Here is an 18,622-nt window from a genome sequence, read left to right as displayed (position 1 = left end):
CAGGGGACCGTTGCGTCCCGCGAATCAGCACCGGGGGCCGGAGGTCTCACCCGACGGTGGCCGAAGCGAGAGTGAACACAAACTCGTTGCAACCGATCCCGCCCCTGCAGGTCTTCAGATGGCGCAGTTCGAAGTTGCGCTCGCGACAGAAGGCGAAGATGTCTTCGGGCGTTGCGACCTCGAAGGGATAGCCTCCCACCCAGTCGACGAGGTCGTGCTTCCGGGACATGCCCCGGGGCCGGGGGATGGGCCCGCTCGAGGTGCCCCGGAGGTGCTTGGCCACTCCCAGCATGGCCCGCAGCGGGTAGTGCCGGTCGAGATAGAGCCGGCTGCCGGTCAGCAGCAGACGGCGCCCGAAGCCACCGGACATGTTGTAGCGCCGCTTCACCGACGTCCAGACGCGGCTCTCCACTCCCTGGTCGTTGTAGATCGACACGTACAGCGTCCCGCCGGGGGCGACCAGGCCGCAGGCGGCCTCCAACGCACGCCAGAGCGACCCGGTGTGGTGAAGCACGCCCCAGGAGTAGACGATGTCGGCCTGACCCAGCTCCTTCACGAATGACGCGTCGAGGATCGAGCCGCGGCAGACGCTCCAGTCCCCGTCCGGGGCGAACTCCAGGCGCACCTTCTCGGCCGCGCTCACCGAGTCCGGGTCGTAGTCGAACGAACGCACTCGCGCTCCCATGCGCAGGGCTGCCAGGGAGAACAGTCCGCTCCCACAGCCGACGTCCAGGAAGTTGCGGCCCGTCAGGTCCTTGGTGCCGAGGGCCGACTCCAGCGATCTTCTGGCGAGGGTGACACGTTCTTCGTCGATCAATTGTTCAAATCGGAGCCAATTCCGGCCGAAGGCGAAGCGCCGGCCCTGACTGATCTCGGTCTCGCAGTCGATCATTCGGCTTTCCTTACGCTGCGGAGGGAAGGGGTGAGGGATCTGCCTTGGGGCCCGCGGAACGGGTCGGCAGACAGCCGGGGGCGATCCGGAAGGAAGTGGAGATCTCGAGCTCCGTCAGAGCGTCAGCGAAGAGCAGCCCGGCCGCCCAGGGCCTCCGACACAGGACTGCGGACATCGCACAGGGTGCAGGAGCATGGGGGCCGGTCAGCCGGTCTGCCGCAGCGGCTGACCGGCGACCGCCGGCGACCCGGACGGCGGCTGGTCGACAAATCTGCGGTGCCAGAGTTCGAACTGCATCAGCGCCCAGATCTGGCGCGCGTGGTCCTCTCCGGCCTGGTGTTCCTTGAGCAGGGTTCTCACCGTTTCCGGCCGGAACAGTCCCCGGTCCACGGCCGTCCGGTCGGTGAGCACGTCCCATGCCACGTCCTTCAGATCCGTGCGCAGCCAGTGGCCCATCGGCACCCCGAAACCCTGCTTCGGCCGGTAGAGCACCTCGTGCGGGAGCCAGTCCCGCAACGCCTTCTTGAGCAGGTACTTGGTGGTGCCGCCGCGGACCTTCAGCTCCGCGGGCAGCCCTGCCGCCCACTCCATCAGGCGATGGTCAAGGAAGGGCGACCGGGCCTCCAGCGAGTTGGCCATCGTGCTGATGTCCACCTTGACCAGGAGGTCTCCGGGCAGGTAGCTGTTCACGTCCACATCCATCAGCTGGTTCATCCGGCTGACCGCGCGTGACCCGCGAAAGGCCTGATCCAGAAGTTCGTAGCTGTCGATTCCGGCCGTTGCCTCGAGCAGCCGCTCCGCGTAGAGGTCCTGCTTCTGCTCCGGCATGAAGTACGACATCATCCGGGCATAGCGCCGCTGCGGCGTCTCGCCCAGCACGGTGAGGGCGCGGCCGGCCCTGCGCCGCTTCGAGCAGGCCGGAGCGACGGCGAGGAGGGACCGGCCCATGTGCTTGACGGCCGGGCGCAGGGAGGTGTGGACCCGGAACTTCTCCATGCGGGCCATTTGGGCATAGCGGGCGTATCCGCCGAACGACTCGTCGCCACCGTCCCCGTTCAGGGCGACAGTCACATGCCGGCGGCTCAACTGGGCCACGTAGAACGAGGGAATCGCGGACGAGTCGGCGAACGGCTCGTCGAAGTACCACGCGAGGGTGGGCAGGATCTCCAACGCAGAGGCGTCCACGACGAATTCATGGTGATCGGTCCCGTACTGCCGCGCCACCGCCCGAGCGTGCGCCCGCTCGTCGAACTGGGCGTCCTCGAAACCGATGGAGAAGGTCTTCACGGGCTTCGGGGACAGCCTCGCCATGGCCGCGACGACGGCGGAGGAGTCGATGCCACCGGACAGAAAGGCGCCCAGGGGCCGCTCCGACAGCATGCGGATGCCCGTGGCCTCGAGGAGGAGCTCCCGGGCCCGTTCGGCCGCCTCCTGTTCGCTGGTGACGGCGCCCGGGGTGAAGTCGAGCTCCCAGTAGCGCCGCACCTGAACTCGCCCGCCCTGCCAGGTGAGCAGACAACCAGGCGGCAGTTTGCGGACGTCGCGGAGGATCGACCAAGGTGCGGGCACGTACTGGTAGGTCAAGTAGTGGTGCAGGGCCACCGGGTCGACCTCGCCGCGGCCGGGGGCGATCGCGCTCAGCGCCTTGAGTTCGGAGGCGAAGGCCAGCGAGCCACCGGCATCCCGGTAGTACAACGGCTTCTTGCCGACCCGGTCGCGAGCGAGCAGCAGCCGTCCTTTGCCTGCGTCCCACACAGCGAAGGCGAACATGCCGCGAAGGTGATGGACGAGGTCCTCTCCGTGTTCTTCGTAGAGATGGACGAGGCATTCGCTGTCGCCGTTCGTGCGGAATCTGTGCCCGCGGCTCAGCAGGTCCCTGCGCAGTTCCGGGAAGTTGTAGATCTCTCCGTTGAAGACCGCGATCACACTGCGGTCTTCGTTGAAGACGGGCTGGTCGCCTCCGCTGACGTCGATGACGGCCAGTCGCCGCATGCCCAGGGCGACATGGTCATCGGTGTGGAACCCCTCACCGTCCGGGCCGCGATGGGCGAGGACATCGCACATCGTCCTCACGGCCGCCGGATCGGGTGACGCCGTCGACACCATCCCCGCTACGCCGCACATCGGCCCTCCCTCATTGGGTGTAAGAAGTGAACGAACTACCGAATGCAACCCCGATAGCACCATACCGGTGCAATCGGCACATACCTGGCAAGCCGCAAGGGGGTGGTGCCATCGGGTGACGGCCCCGGCGGCGCCGGAACCGCTCCTCGCCGTGCCGCACGTCGACGAACGGTGAGGGCTACGCTCCGTGTCCCGCGCATCGGGGCCCGGGACGCACCGTGACCTGCATCGGGCGGGTCAGTCGTTGCCGAAGCACTGTGGGGACGTGATCGGACGGCGGTTCCAGCAAGTGCAGCGTCAGCGTGCGACTCTGGCCCCGGGGCACTTCGACGTCGAACGTGAACACCGGGTGCCCCCGCTCGGTGCCCGGCGACGCGAAGTGTCGTTTCCCGCCGACGCTCGCCTCGACCAGTCGCGCCCCGGCGGTCGCGAAGTACGAGACGAGCAGGCGGTTGTCGCCCGGGCGGGCCACATAGGCGGGCTTGTCCAACCGGTCGGTGACATAGGAGGGAAGGCCCCCGGCCGGGGCACGGTTCGTGAGGACCGCCTTGACGGTGACCTCGCGTCCGTCGCGGGTGCAGCGACCGGGGGACCACTCCAGGGCGCGGTCGAGGTAGTAGTCCAGCTTCGTGCCGGCGGCGTTGTTGACGACCAGCCCGGCATAGGGCCCGGGTCCCTCCGGGACGGAGGCGCCGACCGGGCGCGCCGCCAGCTCCCGCTGCTCGTTCGCATGAGCGCTCCACGCGGTCATCTGCCCGCTGCCCAGCACCTCGTACAGGCCCCGGAGCAGGGCGGGGCGCCGCTGGGAGTCCCCTGCGGCGGTCAGCAGCCGCCCGGCAGCGGCACGGGCCACGTTCAGCAGAAAGGCCTTGCGTTTGACCGGGTCCCGATACATCACGTAGTTGGTGCGCTCGGTGAGGTCCACCACATTGGCCGCGGTGACCAGTGTGCCGTCGGCCATCCGCGCCGGTCCGACCGCGGCCAGCAGTCCGGCCAGCGCACCCGGATCCAGTGAGAGCACGCCGTCCATGCGCTCCCCGCTCTTGGCGTGCCACGCAGCGGACCAGATGCGCGCGGCGTAGGGAAAGTGCGGGCTCATGTTGGAATTCGGCCAGGTCATCACCGAGTCGTACTGCGCGTACATGGCCGCGAACTCGGCACCGAGGTCGATCTTGGGCCGGGTGCCCGCCATATCGGTGTCCCGTCCGAACTCCGGTAGCGCCAGAGAGCCCTTGTCGGCCGTCAGCACGGCGTAGGCACCCGGCATCCCGCCCGTACCGCGTGCCTCGGCGGGGTTTTGGAACACCAGGAGGTAGCGGCGCAGGCCGCCCTCTCCCAGCATCGGCGGCAGCAGACGGGCGCCGACGGCGGCGTTCTCCATCGCGGGGGCCACCCGGTCCAGGGTGGCGAGGAGTTGGCCGCGAACCCGGTCGACCGGAGGCAACCAGGTGCGTCGCGGCAGGCTGTCCGCCTCCGTCCGGGCCAGGGCCGCCTCGTGCGCCGCATGCTCGAGATCCGGTGCGGCCCTGCGCAGTTCGGCGAGGTTGAGGTGTTTGCCCCCCGCGTTCGCGGTGAGGCGGCCCACGGTGCGTACCACGGCGGGCAACGCCTTTCCGGCCAGCCGATCGACCACTTCGGCCGTCCCGCGCACGGTCTCGAAGGAGTCTCCGGCGAAGGGAAGTCGGGCCGCCACGTACCACGCGGGGCCGGTGGTGAGCCAGTGCGCGCGTTCGGCGTGCGCCGCGGCGGAACGGGCCGTCCGCAGAGCGAGTTCGCTGCGGGTCGCCCCTCGTTCGGCCGTCGAGGCGGGCCTACCGGTCCCCGTCACCGAACTGCGCAAGGTCCTCAAGTCGTTGCGGCTCCCGACGAGTTCGGCCCGGGCCATCAGGCCGGTGACGACGATCCACACCAGTCCTGTGAGGAGAAGGCCCATGAGCACCCACAGCAGGAGCCGGACACGTCGGCGTTTCCGCCGCGCCGGGCTCTCCGGGACTGCCGGGGCGGCACTGCTCAGGAGTGTGTCGGTGATCGGCGGCATGCCCGGCCCTCAGCTCCCACTCGCGCCGGTGCTTCGGTATCGGGCGATCGGCGCTCGGCCGCACGAAGGGCGTCTCGTGGCGTGCGTGGGCTGTTCCACGTTCGGTTGCACCTCACCGCTGTAGCGTCCGTCATCCCTGCCTCTATGCGCCTTGGACCGATGCGAGCCGTTCGGGAACCGCGGACCACCGAACAGCGCCACCATCGAGTGGCATCAGGCATGAAAATCCATAGGCAGTAATCGTTTGCGGCGAAAACAGACGCGCTCGGGCACGCCACAGACGGCGGAGCGGTGGCACTCGTTCGGCCGCGCCGGGACTCCGGCAGAGTGCGCAGCTCAAGCGGGCCGCCAGGTGCGTAGAAGTGCGGACACGGAGCCCCCCAGTGGGCAGCTGATATGTCCCTGATGACGCGCCCGGCGGACCCCTAGGGGATGTCACAGCTCGGCAGCAATGCCTGTCCCGTCGCCCCGGGCCCCCACGCCACTCTTCGGGAGCAGGTACGTTCGAAGACGTGGCTGGATTCAGGATCGGACGCGACCGGGCGGGCCGCGCACCTCAAGCGCGACCGCAGCAACCCCCGTACGGGCAGCAGGCGCCGCAGGGCCCGTCGTACGGCTACCCCTCCCCGCCGCAGCAGCAGTACGGCGGCGCGCAGCCCCATCGCGGGCAACCGCTGTGGAGGGCGCCCCAGGGCCAGGGTGAGCCGGAGTACTTCGGCGACGACGGCCACGGCTATCCAGGCCGGCCGGATCCGTACGCGGCCAACAATCCGGGCCACACCCAGGCGTTCTCCGTCGGCGAGGACCCCTACAACGCCGGCGAGACCTACCGTGCCGGCCAGGCCGCCGCGCCGCCCATCGGTCCGCGACTGCATTGGAAGGACCTGCTGCGGGGCATCGTCATATCCCCGACCCGGACGTTTCTGCAGATGCGGGACTACACGATGTGGGCCCCGGCCCTCATCGTGACCTTCCTCTACGGCCTGCTCGCGGTCTTCGGCTTCGACGGCGCCCGCCAGGACGCGATCCACGCCACGCTCTCGAGCGCGATCCCGATCGTCCTGACGACGGCCGTGGCGATGGTGATCAGCTCCTTCGTGCTCGGCGTGGTCACCCACACCCTGGCCCGCCAGCTCGGCGGCGACGGCGCCTGGCAGCCCACGGTCGGCCTCTCCATGCTGATCATGTCCATCACGGACGCACCGCGCCTGGTCGTCGCCATGTTCCTGGGCGGTGACGCACCCTTCGTCCAGCTCCTGGGCTGGGTGACCTGGGTCGCGGCGGGCGCGCTGCTGACCCAGATGGTCTCCAAGTCCCACGACCTGCCGTGGCCGAAGGCACTCGGCGCGTCGGCGATACAGCTGATCGCGATCCTGTCGATCGTGAAGCTGGGCACGTTCTAGTCCCCGGTCGTACGCGGAAGGCCCCCGGCGGACGTGCCGCCGGGGGCCTTCGCGTGCCCGGGGTGAGGCCTGCGGGACTCGGGACACGCAACCCGGCCGGTTCGGCACTCTCAGTGACATCCGAGGCGGATTCAGGGCCCCGGCCGCGCCCGATCGAGAGTGGCTGAGCGGATCGCTCGCGGCACGGTGGAACATCGCGGGGCAACGAGGGACGCTGTTGGTATGCGGTGGATCTTCCGCACTTCTGACCGGTCAGGAGGGGGCGATCACGACCGAGGCCTCCTCAGGCTGGGGCAATGCCTGCCCTTCGCGGTCCTGCTCATCGGGCTGGGCATCGAACTCTCGCCCCTGCACACCATTTACACGGGGCCGCTCCTCACGGGGATGCCGGCGGTCGCCGCACTCACCGTGGGCCCGCTGGGCACCTTGTCGGCAGCGGTCGGCGCCCTGGCCGTCAGCAGTATCTCCGCCACCCTCCATCATTCATGGGGCGACGAGCAGGTCTACGGGAACCTTCTCGGCCTCGTCGTGGTTTCCGTCGCCTGCGTCACGATCAGCAACGTCATGCGGACCCGCAGGCAACAGGAACTCGACCGGATCCGCCGTGTCTCCAAGGCGGCTCAGGACGTCCTGCTGCGGCCCGTGAGCCCCCGCCTGGGTCCGCTCCGTGCCGCCAGCATCTACCTGGCGGCCGAGTCCGGGGCCCAGATCGGCGGTGATCTGTACGAAGCCGTCCAGACCCGGTTCGGGGTCCGGATGATCGTGGGCGATGTCAGGGGCAAGGGCCTACCGGCTGTACGCGCGGCCGCAGCCGTGCTGGGCGCGTTCAGAGAGACCGTCCACTACGAGCGCGATCTGGCCGAGGTCGTCAATCACTGCGCGGCCGCCATGCGGAGAGAACGCGCAGCCGCCGACCACGACGAGGAATACCAGATGGAGTGCTTCGCCTCCGCCCTCGTCGGCCAAGTGGCGAACGGGTCCGTGGTCCAGCTCGTCAACCGCGGCCATCCGGCTCCGCTGATGCTGCACCAGGGCACGGTCCGCGCCCTCGGACCTCGCGCGCCCATGCCACCTCTGGGTCTGGAGGACCTGATGACCGGCCCTCCGACTCCCACGGAGAGCTACACCTTCGGGCCAGGTGACCGGCTTCTCCTCTACACGGACGGCGTGGTCGAAGCCCGCAACGGCTCCGGCGACTTCTTCCCGCTGCCCGAGGCCATGGAATCCGTGCACGCAGCGACTCCGCAGCAGTTCCTGGAGGAGCTCCATCGGCGATTGATCTGCCACACCGCCGATTCCCTGGTGGATGACGTGGCCATGATTCTCATCGACCGGTTCCCGGAGGGCACGGATGAGCGAGGCCCCGTTGCTCAACCGGGCCGCGCTCTGGATCACTCACGCCAGTAACGCGGTCAGAGAGCCTCTTTCGAGGGCGTGACGGGCTCCCCGGACTTGCGTACCACGGGCAGGACGCTCCATGGGAAGTTGATCCAGTCGTCGGTCCGCTTCCACACGTACTCGCACTTCACGAGGGAGTGGGACTTCTCGTAGATCACGGCGGAGCGAACCTCGGCGACGGTCTCCAGGCAGAAGTCGTGCACCAGCTTGAGCGTCTTGCCCGTGTCGGCCACGTCGTCGGCGATGAGGACCTTCTTGTCGGTGAAGTCGATCGCGTTGGGTACCGGCGCGAGCATCACTGGCATCTCCAGCGTGGTGCCCACACCCGTGTAGAACTCGACGTTCACAAGGTGGATGTTCTTGCAGTCCAGGGCGTACGCGAGACCGCCCGCCACGAAGACGCCGCCGCGCGCGATGCTGAGTACGATGTCGGGCTGGTAGCCGTCGTCGGCGATGGCCTGGGCGAGATCGCGGACGGCCTGGCCGAACTCCTCGTAGGTCAGGTTCTCCCTTGTCCCGGTCATGTCCCGCTCACACCTGCGTCCGGTGGAAGTTGACGAAGGAGCGGGAGGCCGTGGGCCCGCGCTGCCCCTGGTAGCGGGATCCGTACCGCTCGCTGCCGTAGGGGAACTCGGCCGGTGAGGTGAGCCGGAACATGCACAGCTGCCCGATCTTCATACCCGGCCAGAGCTTGATCGGGAGCGTGGCCAGGTTGGACAGCTCGAGCGTCACGTGCCCGGAGAAGCCGGGGTCGATGAACCCGGCGGTGGAGTGGGTGACCAGCCCGAGCCGGCCGAGGGAGCTCTTGCCCTCGAGCCTGGAGGCGAGGTCGTCGGGCAGCGTGATGACCTCGTACGTGGAGGCCAGGACGAACTCCCCGGGGTGGAGGATGAACGGCTCGTCGCCCTCGGGCTCGACGAGGCGCGTGAGGTCGACCTGCTCGATGGAGGGGTCGATGTGGGGGTACTTGTGGTTCTCGAACACCCGGAAGTAGCGGTCGAGCCGCACGTCGATGCTCGAGGGCTGCACCATGGTCGGTTCGAACGGGTCGATCCGGACCCGCCCCTTGTCGATCTCGGTCCGGAGGTCCTTGTCTGAGAGAAGCACGTCCTGAGAATACGCAAGGCGCGCGGAGCCACCACAATCGTGGCGTCCCCGCGCGCCTGTACTGCTAGGCCGCTACTGCTTCTCCAAGGCCACCGGCACCACACTGCGCAGCCGGGCGCAGCGAGGGCACCGGACGAGCCGGCCGGGCCCGAGGCGCTCGGCCTGCTGCATCGGGAACGAAGCGGTGCTGAACACGTGCCCCTCGGCACAACGGACGACGGTGCGCTCCATCAAGTCCTCTGAGTCCCTTCCCCAAGAGCCTTCGTCTCACGTGCGTGACGGATGACGAAAGCCACATTACGGGATGAAAAGGACCGCCTTCCAGGCGGCACTCCGGCCGTCCACGACCCCTCTTCGCCACCCCCACCGTACGCCCCAACTCCTGTCCCCCGCAGCAGCATCCACACCCGGGAAAGCGTTCGGACCCACGGCATCAGCACCGGGGGTCCGACATGGGGTACAGTGAGCGAGCATTACGGATCCGGATCAACCGGCCTCCTACGCGGGTGTAGTTTAATGGTAGAACATCAGCTTCCCAAGCTGAGAGCGCGAGTTCGATTCTCGTCACCCGCTCCAATACAAACCCCCAGGTCAGAGACCCGGGGGTTCTTTGTTGTCTAGACCGCTAGGCGGCGCGCGCACCACATCCGCACCATAAGATCCGGGCTAGCTGCCGGTGGACTCCTCCTTGCAGTGGGCACTCCCGTTCTCGTGGGCTTCGCACGCTCGGCGCGGACCATGTCGTCCAGCCCGGCCGCGACGTCGCGCTGCCGCTCCTCCTCGGAGTGCTGATAGATCAGAGGGGCTTTCTCGGAGGCCTGCCCGGCGCGGACCATCGTGTCCTTGAGAGTGGCACCGAACGAGTCGAGAGCGTGCGCCCGGTGTGACGAAGGTCGTAGAAGCGGAAGCCCTCAGGCATGCCGACGATCTCAGGCACCCTGCGCCACTTCCGATCGAAGGCGCTGCGCTGGAAGGGAGCCCCGTTCTCCCCCACGTACAGCAGCCCATCGGGTCCTGGCCGACATACGACGCCAGGCGCCATCGGAGCGCCCGGTGGAGAAACGCGGGAGGAATCACAACCCGATTCCGGCTCCGCTCTTGGTGTCGCCCTGGACGCGCCCCTTCATCCGCTCCGGCGCGGCGAGGCGAACACGGACCCGCAGGGTGTCGAGGTCGCCGGCCAGCTCTTCCGGCCGCATCGGGCCGTAGGCGCCGAGGTAGACCATGAGGCGCCACCACATCCCCACGGCTCTGGTGAGCGCGTCGACCTGGGCGACGGTGGCGATACGACACTCGGCCGCGTTCTCCTTACCGGCGTCCTTTGTCTGGCAGTGGACTGGGCTGGATCAGCTCGTCATCGAAGGCCGTCTCCGTTATGGCCTTGAGGAGACGGTACGTCTTGGCAGTGATCGTCTTGATCCCGGTCTCCCGCAGCCGTTCGATCCGTCATTCACGCACGCGCGGTGCCGTGATCTCGTCCAAGTCCAAGTCGGCGAGAGGCCGGTAGAGGGCGCCCGTCGCGGTCTCATTGCCCTTGATCGCGTACTTGGCTCTGTAGACGGCGACCGAGCGCTGGTCGGCTCCTGGCCGTCGTTGAAGTCGGCGGCTCAGATGGAGCGGCCGTCGAGTTGGCGGCCGAAAGCAAAGCTTTGGGCGCGGCCGTCGATGACCGGTCCGTCCACGTGGACCTTCCCTGCGGCAGCGCGGATGGCGTCGGTGAGTAGCTCGGCAGTGGTCCTGGGCAGGGGCGGGATGTCTCCGCGCCGGGGCCGTCGCGACGGATGACGGCTTGGAAGTGGACGGCGCCGCCTCGCTTCTGGTACTCCGCGACCTTGGGAGGACACACGCGCGTGTTCGCGGAAGCACCATTGTGACAGGCCGTGCGCTTGGCGACTTCGCAGCGCAGGTAGTCGAGAAGCGCCACCACAGCGCACCGGCGGGCGCGTTCCGGAGTACGGCTGCTTCGTAGTCGTGGTCGTACGTACTCGGGTCGAGCGGGGTGAATAGTCGGTCGTCGTCCTGGCCGTGGACGATGCCGCAGCGGCGGGGCGGAGCGTTTCGGCCGGGCCGGTGGGGCGGTTGTGCACCGCGCGGAGTTCGGGAGTGACGGTAACGGAATCGCGGCACCAGGCGCCGACCACCACGGCAACGGCGGCAGGACCATCCAGCCGCCGAGCGGGTACGTGATGCACCGATGACGATGGCGGTCTGCGCAAGCTGTCCGAGCCCGGACATGTAAGACCCCAGGAGTAAGAAACATGTGAACGACTTGTGATCAGTGTGCGCATCACGCGAATGTTTGAAGTCGGCACGTGATCTCGACACGAGAGAGACGGGCGAGGAAAGCCGCAGTTAGACCGCCGCAGGTCGTTACTCTCCTCCGGAATGGCACATACAGCCCAACGGCCAGAAAGGCCGCTGGCGCCTCTTACCTACACGTGTCCCCACCGCAAGCATCCTGAGACCGCCCTGCCTGCCCTACACAGCGCCGCCTCCCACCATTGACGAATTGGAGCGCCTTCATGGCGGGCAGCAGTCGCAGCGTTGCCGTTTTCGGTGCCGGGTACATCGGCTTGGTCACTGCCGCTTGCTTTGCGCAATTGGGTCACAGAGTCACGGTCCGTGACATCCAGCCAGAACGCATCCGACTGCTGCAAGCCGGGGATGTGCCCATCTATGAACCGGGCCTGGGAGACATGCTGGCGCAGAACAAGGAGCGCTTGGTCTACACGCTCGAAGCCGCGGAAGCCCTGAAGGACGCGGAAGTCGCCTGCATCTGTGTGGACACGCCGCCCACCGCTTCCGGCGACGCCGACCTGTCCCGGGTCTGGGCAGTCATCGATGCCCTGCGTGGAGCTGCCCACCTCACCGCTGTCGTGGTCAAGTCCACTGTCCCGGTCGGTACCGGCTCACGCATTCGTGCTGCTCTCGATCAGGCCGGCCTCCCCCATGTGGGCTACGCCTCCAACCCCGAATTCACGGCTGAAGGCCAAGCTGTTGCCGACTTCCTGCACCCTGACCGGATCGTGATCGGGACTGCTGACGACGCCACCGCGGGGCTGCTCACGGAACTTCATGCCGGCGTCGACGGCCCCGTCCAGAGGATGGATGTCGCATCAGCCGAGATGGTCAAGCTCGCCTCCAACGCACTGCTCGCCACCAAGATCACTTTCATCAACGAGATCGCCACCGTGTGCGAAGCCACCGGTGCCGACGTCACCCACGTCGCCGATGCCGTGGGAATGGACCACCGCCTGGGCCGACACTTCCTCAACGCCGGCCTCGGCTACGGCGGATCATGCTTCCCCAAGGACTCCCGGGCCCTGCGCGCCATGGCAAGCAACACCGGCTACTCCTTCCAACTTCTCAACGCCGTCATCGAGGTCAACGACCTCCAGCCCCGCCGTGCCGTCCAGCGGCTGAAGAATGAACTCGGCACCCTGCACGAACGCCGCATCGCCCTCCTCGGGATGACGTTCAAGCCCGGCACGGACGACATGCGCGAGGCCCCGAGCACCGTCCTGGCCTCACGGCTCCTCGCCGAAGGCGCCACACTCACCTGCTGGGACCCCGTGGCGCGCCCCGCCAGCACAGCACCGTGGGCAGCGGCGGAGCGACACTCGACGGTCGCCGAAACCGTCACGGATGCCAACGCCGCCGTGATCGTGACTGAGTGGCCCCAACTTCGGGATGTTGACTGGGCGATGACACGCGATCTGATGCGAAGGCCGCTGCTTTTCGACGGGCGCAACATGCTCGACCCTACGATTCTCACCCAGGCCGGTTTCACCTGCATGAGCATTGGACGCGCCACAACCCGGCCACGGGCGTAGCGCCATCCACGGCAGCGATCCATTGACGATTACGACCTTGGGGGAAAATGAGCTCAGGGCGTGGTTGCCCAGCGCATCGGCTGGTGGGTGATCAGCAGGCGAGCTGTCGGAGGGGTGCCAGTTCGGTGCTGTGCTGGTGGCTTATGGGCCTGCGCGCCGAGCGGTCGGAGACGAGTCCGACGATGGCCAGGTGGGTTTCGACGTAGGTCTCGCGTCGTCTGGTGCACCGCTGGAGTGGGTGCCACTGCTGGTACTCGGCATTGGTGTGCGCCACGCGGATGCGCCGTGGGGACTGGCGGCGTCGCTGCTCGCGCCAGGCCCTCTCGTCGCCCTCGCAGGCGTCGTCCTGGGGCTTCTTCGGCGGGGCGCTGACCTGTCCGGGGAACTCGTTGGCCAGGCCCCGGTACCTTCGTCGACTCTGTTGCGGAAACAGCCGTTCGCGGTGGTGCAGGCGCTGCTCGCCGTCGCGGCCGGGCTGGCGGCACCGACCGATGGCAGGGTCGAGGTGCTCGGGACGCATCCGGCGGTCGCCCGACCCCGCGTCGGCTTCGTGGCCCAGGGCAAGCCGCTGTACGCGCACCTCACCATCACAGAACGATGCCAGCGAAACCCCCACACTGATCTTTTGGCCACGCTCAGGAGTGCAGGCCGAGCCCACGACGCGAGGTGAGCGCGAGCACCCTACGGGAGACATGCTCGATCCCGTCGCCAGGCGGCCCAGACGAGGGGAAATCACGGTGAAACCCCCAGGTCAGGACCCCGGGGTTTCTTGCTGTCGAGACCGATGGGCGTGCGCCACATCGCGAGGCGCAGACTCAGTCGATGGACCCCGGATTGAGCAATCCGGGACGGCGCATGAAGCGGTGCTGTTCGATCGCGGCCACGAAGGCGTCGGCGATGTCATCGGCACCGTTGCCGCTGATCACGCCCTGCTCCGTCCCGGAGCCGTTCAGCACCTCGGCCGGCAGCCTGGCCGCGGTGAGCAGCTGCTCGCCTTCACCCTGAACGGCGATCGGCTTGCCGTGGCGGTAGCTCTCCTCCACGAAACGCACCGCGGCCGGGTCGTCCAGCAGAGTCTGCGCGGCTTGCTTGCCGCCGGGCACCAGAAGGGCGTCGTACAGCACGGACCCCATCGTCGGCAGGGCTCGGTCCACGTCGAGTGCCGCGCTGTCGGCGCCGCGCACGGTGCCCTCGCCGGCCGCGAGTACCTCGACCACGGCACCGTCCCCGGTCAGCCTGCCGCGCACCGCTTCGGCGTGCTCGACGTCGGTGCCGTCGGCCACCAGCACGGCGACCTTGCGGGTGCTGATGGTGCTGCCGCCGAGGTTCTCCTGGCTCAGTGCCGGCGACGAGGAGGAGACAATGGCGGAGGCTGTCCGCGGCACGGGCAGCCCGAGGCCCGCTGCCACAGCGGCGCACAGATCGCCATGGACGTTGGCCAGATTGGCCACCATGCGTTCGCGCACCTCGGCCGAACCGACCTTGCCGAGTTCGAAGCGGAACGCTTCGACAATGTGCGCCTTCTCCCAGTCCGACATGCTGTTCCAGAACAACGTGGCCTGGCTGTAGTGGTCGCGGAAACTCTCGCTGCGCACCCGGACCTTCTCGCCCGCCACCCGTTCCTGGTAGTGACGGAACACCCCGCTGTCGACCCCTGCGCCGGCGTGCGCCGGACAGCCGCCGCTCAGCGAGTTCGGGAAGTAGCTGTTCCCCGGCTGTATGACCTGCTGGCCATAGCCATCACGGTGGTTCGTGTTGACGTCGGCGATGGGCCGGTTGACCGGCAGTTGGGCGAAGTTGGGTCCGCCCAGGCGGATCAACTGGGTGTCCAGATAGGAGAAGTTGCGGCCTTGGAGCAGAGGGTCGTTGGTGAAGTCGATACCGGGGACGATGTTGGCGGTGTGGAAGGCGACCTGCTCGGTCTCTGCGAAGAAATTCTGCGGGTTGCGGTCGAGGACCATGCGCCCTATGGGCTGCACGGGAACCTCCTCCTCCGGGATGATCTTGGTCGCGTCCAGGAGATCGAAGTCGAAGGCGTCTTCGTCCTCCTCGGCCACCAACTGCACACCCAGCTCGTACTGCGGGTAGTTGCCCGACTCGATGGCCTCCCACAGATCCCGGCGGTTGAAGTCGGGATCCCGGCCGGCAGCGATCTGCGCCTCGTCCCACACAAGGGAGTTCACACCGAGCACGGGCTTCCAGTGGAACTTGACGAAAGTCCCGCGTCCCGCGGCGTCGACGAACCGGAAGGTGTGCACGCCGAAGCCCTGCATCATCCGGAAACTGCGCGGAATGGCCCGGTCGGACATCAACCACATCAGCATGTGGGTGGACTCCGGCTGCAGCGAACAGAAGTCCCAGAAGGTGTCGTGCGCCGAGGCGCCCGTGGGCATCTCGTTGTGCGGTTCCATCTTCACCGCGTGCACGAAGTCGGGGAACTTGATGGCGTCCTGGATGAAGAACACCGGGAAGTTGTTGCCCACCAGGTCGTAGTTGCCCTCGCGGGTGTAGAACTTCGTCGCGAAGCCGCGCACGTCACGCACGGTGTCCGCCGAGCCCCGCGGCCCCTGCACAGTGGAGAAGCGCACGAACACCGGGGTGCGCCGCCCCGGCTCCTGGAGGAAGTCCGCACAGGTGTACTCGGCCAGCGAGCTGTACGGCTCGAAGTAGCCGTACGCGCCCGCGCCACGCGCGTGCACCACGCGTTCCGGTATGCGTTCATGATCGAAGTGGGTGAGCTTCTCCCTGTTGTGGAAGTCCTCCAGCAGGGTCGGACCGCGCTCACCGACGCGTAGTGCGTTGTCCGTGTCGTCGACCCGTACTCCCTGGTCGGTGGTGAGCGCGTCGGACTCGGGTGCCGCGCGGAAGCGGTCGAGCTGCCTGTCCTTCTCGTCCTGGTCACGCCGCTCGGGATGTGGAGTTCCGGAAGTCATGGCTGATGTCCTTCGCTGTCGGCAAGCGTCCGCACCTTCGCCTCGGGCCTGCGACGTCGTGGCCGACCGGGACGTCCTGCGTCCGGACCACCAGGAACGCCAAGGGCCCGGTGGCCCACAGCGGCATGGGCTAGCCCGTCGTTGCGGGATGCGGGTGGATGATCACGGCCCTCGGTTGCGGGCACTGGCCGGAGGGCGCACCGACCGGTGCCCGTGGACACGTGGCTTCTCGACCGGTCAGGCGAGAGAGCCGGGGTCTTCGGGCCGGATGCGGCCGCGCCAGGCTCCGCTCTCGCCACCGCGACGTTCGATGAAGTCCTTGAAGCGGTGCAGATCGCCCTTGACCCGCCGGTCGATCACGCCCAGCATGTCCGCGCCCTTCTCGGCGATACCGCTGGGGTCGACGTCCATGGTGAGTTCCACCCGGGTGTGTGCGTCGTCCAGGCGCTGGAAGCGGACCGATCCCCGTTGCCGGGTGTCGCCGCCGATGGTCCGCCAGGTGATCCTGTCCTCCGGCAGCTGGTCGACGATCTCGGTGTCGAACTCGCGCCGCGCCCCGCCGATGCTGGTGATCCAGTGGTTGTGCCGGGCGTCGAGCTGCCGGACTTCCTCGACGCCCTCCATGAAGTTCGGGAACTCCGCGAACTGGGTCCACTGGTTGTACGCCATGCGGACCGGGACCTCGACGTCCACTGATTCCTTGACCGTGCTCATCTCTTCCTCCTTGCCGGCGTACGACGGCGCCGGGCCACCCCTTGCGCGTCTGCGCGGCACCGGATGACCCAAGGGGGCAGCGCGAAGACCATCTCCAGCGCCTGACGGGCGGTGTTCGCCCGTGTCTGTGGGGCCGGTGGCGGCTTCGGGCCTTATGTCCCCGGCGCGGACTGGCCTCGGGTACCACTCGTCGCCCGGATCACACTCCGATGGGCCCGCGGGTGGAGCGCGGCGCGGAGTCCGGACGCCGGTCGGCTGTGTCTCGTCGGAGCATGACGCCGACGAGTGCCGTGGTCAGGGGGACGTCCCGGCGGCGCACCCGCCATGAGCCTCGGGGCGGGAGCCATTGCGTGCCTGGGGAATCAGGTGTCGCGGGGCATCCGAATCGCGGGCAGCATGCCCCGGGCCGTCCGGACGGGTGATGGACGCCTGACGTGTGCGTCGGACGACTGCTCCTGGGAACTCGTCGTCCGAACGAACACCGATACGAGGACGAGCGGGGTTCCTCAGATGTCCGATCCACAGCACCCCGAGCAGTGGCAAGGGCGGCGCCACACCGCAGTCGGCCGCCAGCGCACGGCGGGGGAGGTCCAGGCGAAAGGCGGACGGCCCCACGCCCCGGGCAAGGGTGACAGGGGCGGAGGAGAGGGCGGCAGCGTGCCGCCGGATCAGCAGCCCGAATCCGTGAGCCCGGACCGAGCACCCACTGCCGTAGCGAGTCCTTGAACGTCACCTCAGCACGCAAGAAAGGGAAGGCGCCATGCCGGCCGGATCGAGTTCCAAGCGCGAGCGGCAATACGAGCACATCAAGAAGAGCGCCGAGGACCGCGGCGAGTCGTCGGAGCGGGCCAAGGAGATCGCCGCGCGGACGGTGAACAAGGAGCGGGCCAGGTCCGGTGAGTCGGACACCGCCAGCAGGACCTCCACCCGTGACCCGAAGTCGGCGTCCGAGCGCGGTGGGCAGCGCTCCCACAGCGGCGCGCAAGGACCCACCAGGGACCAGTTGTACGAGGAGGCCAAGAAGCGCAACATCCACGGCCGCTCCTCGATGACCAAGGAGCAGTTGGAGAACGCCCTCGGCCGCTGACCGCATCGAGACGGCTGCCGGCCGCCTCTCTCGTGACCTGCTGGAACGCACCCGGTGCTGAGCAAGAGCGCCACCTGCCACGTCCTGCGTGAGCCAGGGGTATGGTCAGGTGGCGCTCTTCCTACGGCGACGTCCGGCCCGGGCAGTTACGTCCACCAGCCCCTCGCGGCTCATCCTGCACCGCGTCCTCAGGCGGTCAGCGCTCCCGTGGCCAGCAGTCCGAGGAGTCCCACGCCGATGATGAGGCGGTAGATCACGAAGGCGTTGAAGGAGTGCCTGGCGACGAACTTGAGCAGCCAGGCGATGGAGGCGTAGGCGACCACGAACGAGACGGCGGTGCCGACGGCGAGCGGTACGGCGCCGACCCCGGTGCCGACGGCGTCCTTCAGTTCGTACAGGCCTGCGCCGGTGAGGGCCGGGATGCCGAGGAAGAAGGAGAGGCGGGTTGCGGCGACCCGGTCCAGGTCCAGGACGAGCGCGGTGGACATGGTGGCGCCGGAGCGGGAGAAGCCGGGGAAGAGCAGTGCGAGGATCTGCGAACTGCCCACCAGCATCGCGTCCTTGAAGCTGGTGTCGTCCTCACTGCGCTTGTGCCGGCCCATCTGGTCGGCCGCCCACATCACACCGGAGCCGACGATCAGTGAGGCGGCCACCACCCACAGCGAGGCCAGCGGCCCCTCGATGAGCGGCTTGGCCACCAGGCCGACGGCCACGATCGGGATCGTGGCGTAGATGACCCACCAGGCGAACTTGTAGTCGTGGTGGTAGCGCTCGTTCTTGTCGACCAGCCCTCGGCCCCAGGCGGAGACGATCCGCACGATGTCCTTGAAGAAGTACAGGAGTACGGCGGCGATCGCGCCGACCTGGATGACGGCGGTGAAGCCGACCACGGATGTGTTGTCGACGGGGATGCCCATCAGCCCCTCGGTGATCTTCAGATGGCCGGTGGAGGAGACGGGCAGGAACTCGGTCAACCCCTCGACGACTCCGAGGACTACGGACTGGCCGATACTGATAGCGCTCATGGGATCCATCTCTGCGGTGGCGGGTGTGAGGGCTGCACACGCTGTGGTGCAACCGGGCGGTGTCGAGG

Annotated in this window: 14 protein-coding genes, 1 tRNA gene and 1 pseudogene; 5 read left to right on the top strand and 11 right to left on the bottom strand. The window is 68.0% G+C overall.

Annotated elements, in window-relative coordinates; translation table 11 throughout:
- Positions 1 to 46: 46 nt before the first annotated feature.
- The 3 genes from ACWDA7_RS09800 to ACWDA7_RS09790 all read right to left on the bottom strand — a co-directional run bounded on the left by ACWDA7_RS09800 (position 47) and on the right by ACWDA7_RS09790 (position 5,054).
- On the bottom strand, positions 47 to 892 hold the full coding sequence (locus ACWDA7_RS09800) for a class I SAM-dependent methyltransferase (RefSeq protein WP_450603618.1): 846 nt from the start codon (positions 890 to 892) through the stop codon (positions 47 to 49).
- Between the two features lie 204 nt (positions 893 to 1,096).
- A complete protein-coding gene (gene asnB / locus ACWDA7_RS09795) occupies positions 1,097 to 3,016 on the bottom strand; it encodes an asparagine synthase (glutamine-hydrolyzing) (RefSeq protein ID WP_450603617.1) in 1,920 nt (639 codons plus the stop codon).
- A gap of 178 nt (positions 3,017 to 3,194) precedes the next feature.
- Positions 3,195 to 5,054 carry a DUF4012 domain-containing protein gene (locus tag ACWDA7_RS09790; RefSeq protein ID WP_450603616.1) on the bottom strand — a complete coding sequence of 620 codons (1,860 nt, stop codon included), beginning with the start codon at positions 5,052 to 5,054 and terminating at the stop codon, positions 3,195 to 3,197.
- 512 nt (positions 5,055 to 5,566) lie between these two features.
- On the opposite strand from ACWDA7_RS09790, the gene ACWDA7_RS09785 reads away from it, so the two are divergent.
- Together ACWDA7_RS09785 and ACWDA7_RS09780 are read left to right on the top strand one after the other, a co-directional pair.
- Positions 5,567 to 6,457 (top strand): YIP1 family protein, encoded by an 891-nt coding sequence (locus ACWDA7_RS09785; protein ID WP_450603615.1) that lies wholly within the window; start codon positions 5,567 to 5,569, stop codon positions 6,455 to 6,457.
- A gap of 222 nt (positions 6,458 to 6,679) precedes the next feature.
- Positions 6,680 to 7,864, top strand: coding sequence for a PP2C family protein-serine/threonine phosphatase (locus ACWDA7_RS09780; RefSeq protein ID WP_450603614.1), 1,185 nt, complete (start codon positions 6,680 to 6,682; stop codon positions 7,862 to 7,864).
- A gap of 5 nt (positions 7,865 to 7,869) precedes the next feature.
- Here the strand turns inward: ACWDA7_RS09780 and ACWDA7_RS09775 are convergent, their stop codons facing one another.
- From ACWDA7_RS09775 to ACWDA7_RS09765, 3 genes are all read right to left on the bottom strand, one after another.
- A complete protein-coding gene (locus ACWDA7_RS09775; protein ID WP_359407210.1) occupies positions 7,870 to 8,379 on the bottom strand; it encodes a phosphoribosyltransferase in 510 nt (169 codons plus the stop codon).
- Positions 8,380 to 8,386: 7 nt separating this feature from the next.
- The gene (gene dcd, locus ACWDA7_RS09770) at positions 8,387 to 8,962 is read right to left on the bottom strand and encodes a dCTP deaminase (RefSeq protein ID WP_359407207.1); all 576 of its coding nucleotides are present in this window, start codon (positions 8,960 to 8,962) and stop codon (positions 8,387 to 8,389) included.
- Between the two features lie 72 nt (positions 8,963 to 9,034).
- The gene (locus ACWDA7_RS09765; RefSeq protein WP_329511857.1) at positions 9,035 to 9,193 is read right to left on the bottom strand and encodes a hypothetical protein; all 159 of its coding nucleotides are present in this window, start codon (positions 9,191 to 9,193) and stop codon (positions 9,035 to 9,037) included.
- A 271-nt stretch (positions 9,194 to 9,464) separates the two neighbouring features.
- Here ACWDA7_RS09765 and ACWDA7_RS09760 point away from each other — a divergent pair.
- A tRNA-Gly gene (locus ACWDA7_RS09760) sits at positions 9,465 to 9,538 on the top strand.
- Positions 9,539 to 9,579: 41 nt separating this feature from the next.
- On the opposite strand, the pseudogene ACWDA7_RS09755 reads toward ACWDA7_RS09760, so the two are convergent.
- A pseudogene (locus tag ACWDA7_RS09755) lies at positions 9,580 to 10,573 on the bottom strand (tyrosine-type recombinase/integrase); the annotation flags it as partial.
- Between the two features lie 911 nt (positions 10,574 to 11,484).
- On the opposite strand from ACWDA7_RS09755, the gene ACWDA7_RS09750 reads away from it, so the two are divergent.
- Entirely contained in the window at positions 11,485 to 12,795 is a 1,311-nt protein-coding gene (locus ACWDA7_RS09750; protein ID WP_450603613.1) for a UDP-glucose dehydrogenase family protein, read from the top strand.
- A gap of 91 nt (positions 12,796 to 12,886) precedes the next feature.
- Here the strand turns inward: ACWDA7_RS09750 and ACWDA7_RS09745 are convergent, their stop codons facing one another.
- The 3 genes from ACWDA7_RS09745 to ACWDA7_RS09735 all read right to left on the bottom strand — a co-directional run bounded on the left by ACWDA7_RS09745 (position 12,887) and on the right by ACWDA7_RS09735 (position 16,442).
- A complete protein-coding gene (locus ACWDA7_RS09745) occupies positions 12,887 to 13,375 on the bottom strand; it encodes a hypothetical protein (protein WP_450603612.1) in 489 nt (162 codons plus the stop codon).
- Positions 13,376 to 13,610: 235 nt separating this feature from the next.
- Positions 13,611 to 15,728 carry a catalase gene (locus ACWDA7_RS09740; RefSeq protein WP_450603611.1) on the bottom strand — a complete coding sequence of 706 codons (2,118 nt, stop codon included), beginning with the start codon at positions 15,726 to 15,728 and terminating at the stop codon, positions 13,611 to 13,613.
- A gap of 237 nt (positions 15,729 to 15,965) precedes the next feature.
- On the bottom strand, positions 15,966 to 16,442 hold the full coding sequence (locus tag ACWDA7_RS09735) for an SRPBCC family protein (protein WP_450603610.1): 477 nt from the start codon (positions 16,440 to 16,442) through the stop codon (positions 15,966 to 15,968).
- A 760-nt stretch (positions 16,443 to 17,202) separates the two neighbouring features.
- On the opposite strand from ACWDA7_RS09735, the gene ACWDA7_RS09730 reads away from it, so the two are divergent.
- On the top strand, positions 17,203 to 17,529 hold the full coding sequence (locus ACWDA7_RS09730; protein WP_450603609.1) for a plasmid stabilization protein: 327 nt from the start codon (positions 17,203 to 17,205) through the stop codon (positions 17,527 to 17,529).
- Positions 17,530 to 17,717: 188 nt separating this feature from the next.
- Here the strand turns inward: ACWDA7_RS09730 and ACWDA7_RS09725 are convergent, their stop codons facing one another.
- Complete coding sequence (locus tag ACWDA7_RS09725) at positions 17,718 to 18,554, bottom strand: undecaprenyl-diphosphate phosphatase (RefSeq protein WP_359409025.1); 837 nt, start codon at positions 18,552 to 18,554, stop codon at positions 17,718 to 17,720.
- Between the last annotated feature and the right edge of the window lie 68 nt (positions 18,555 to 18,622).

This window comes from Streptomyces sp. NPDC001156, assembly GCF_053598275.1.
The sequence above is the reverse complement of the archived record's forward strand: the minus strand, read 5'-3'. Positions and strand labels throughout refer to the sequence as shown.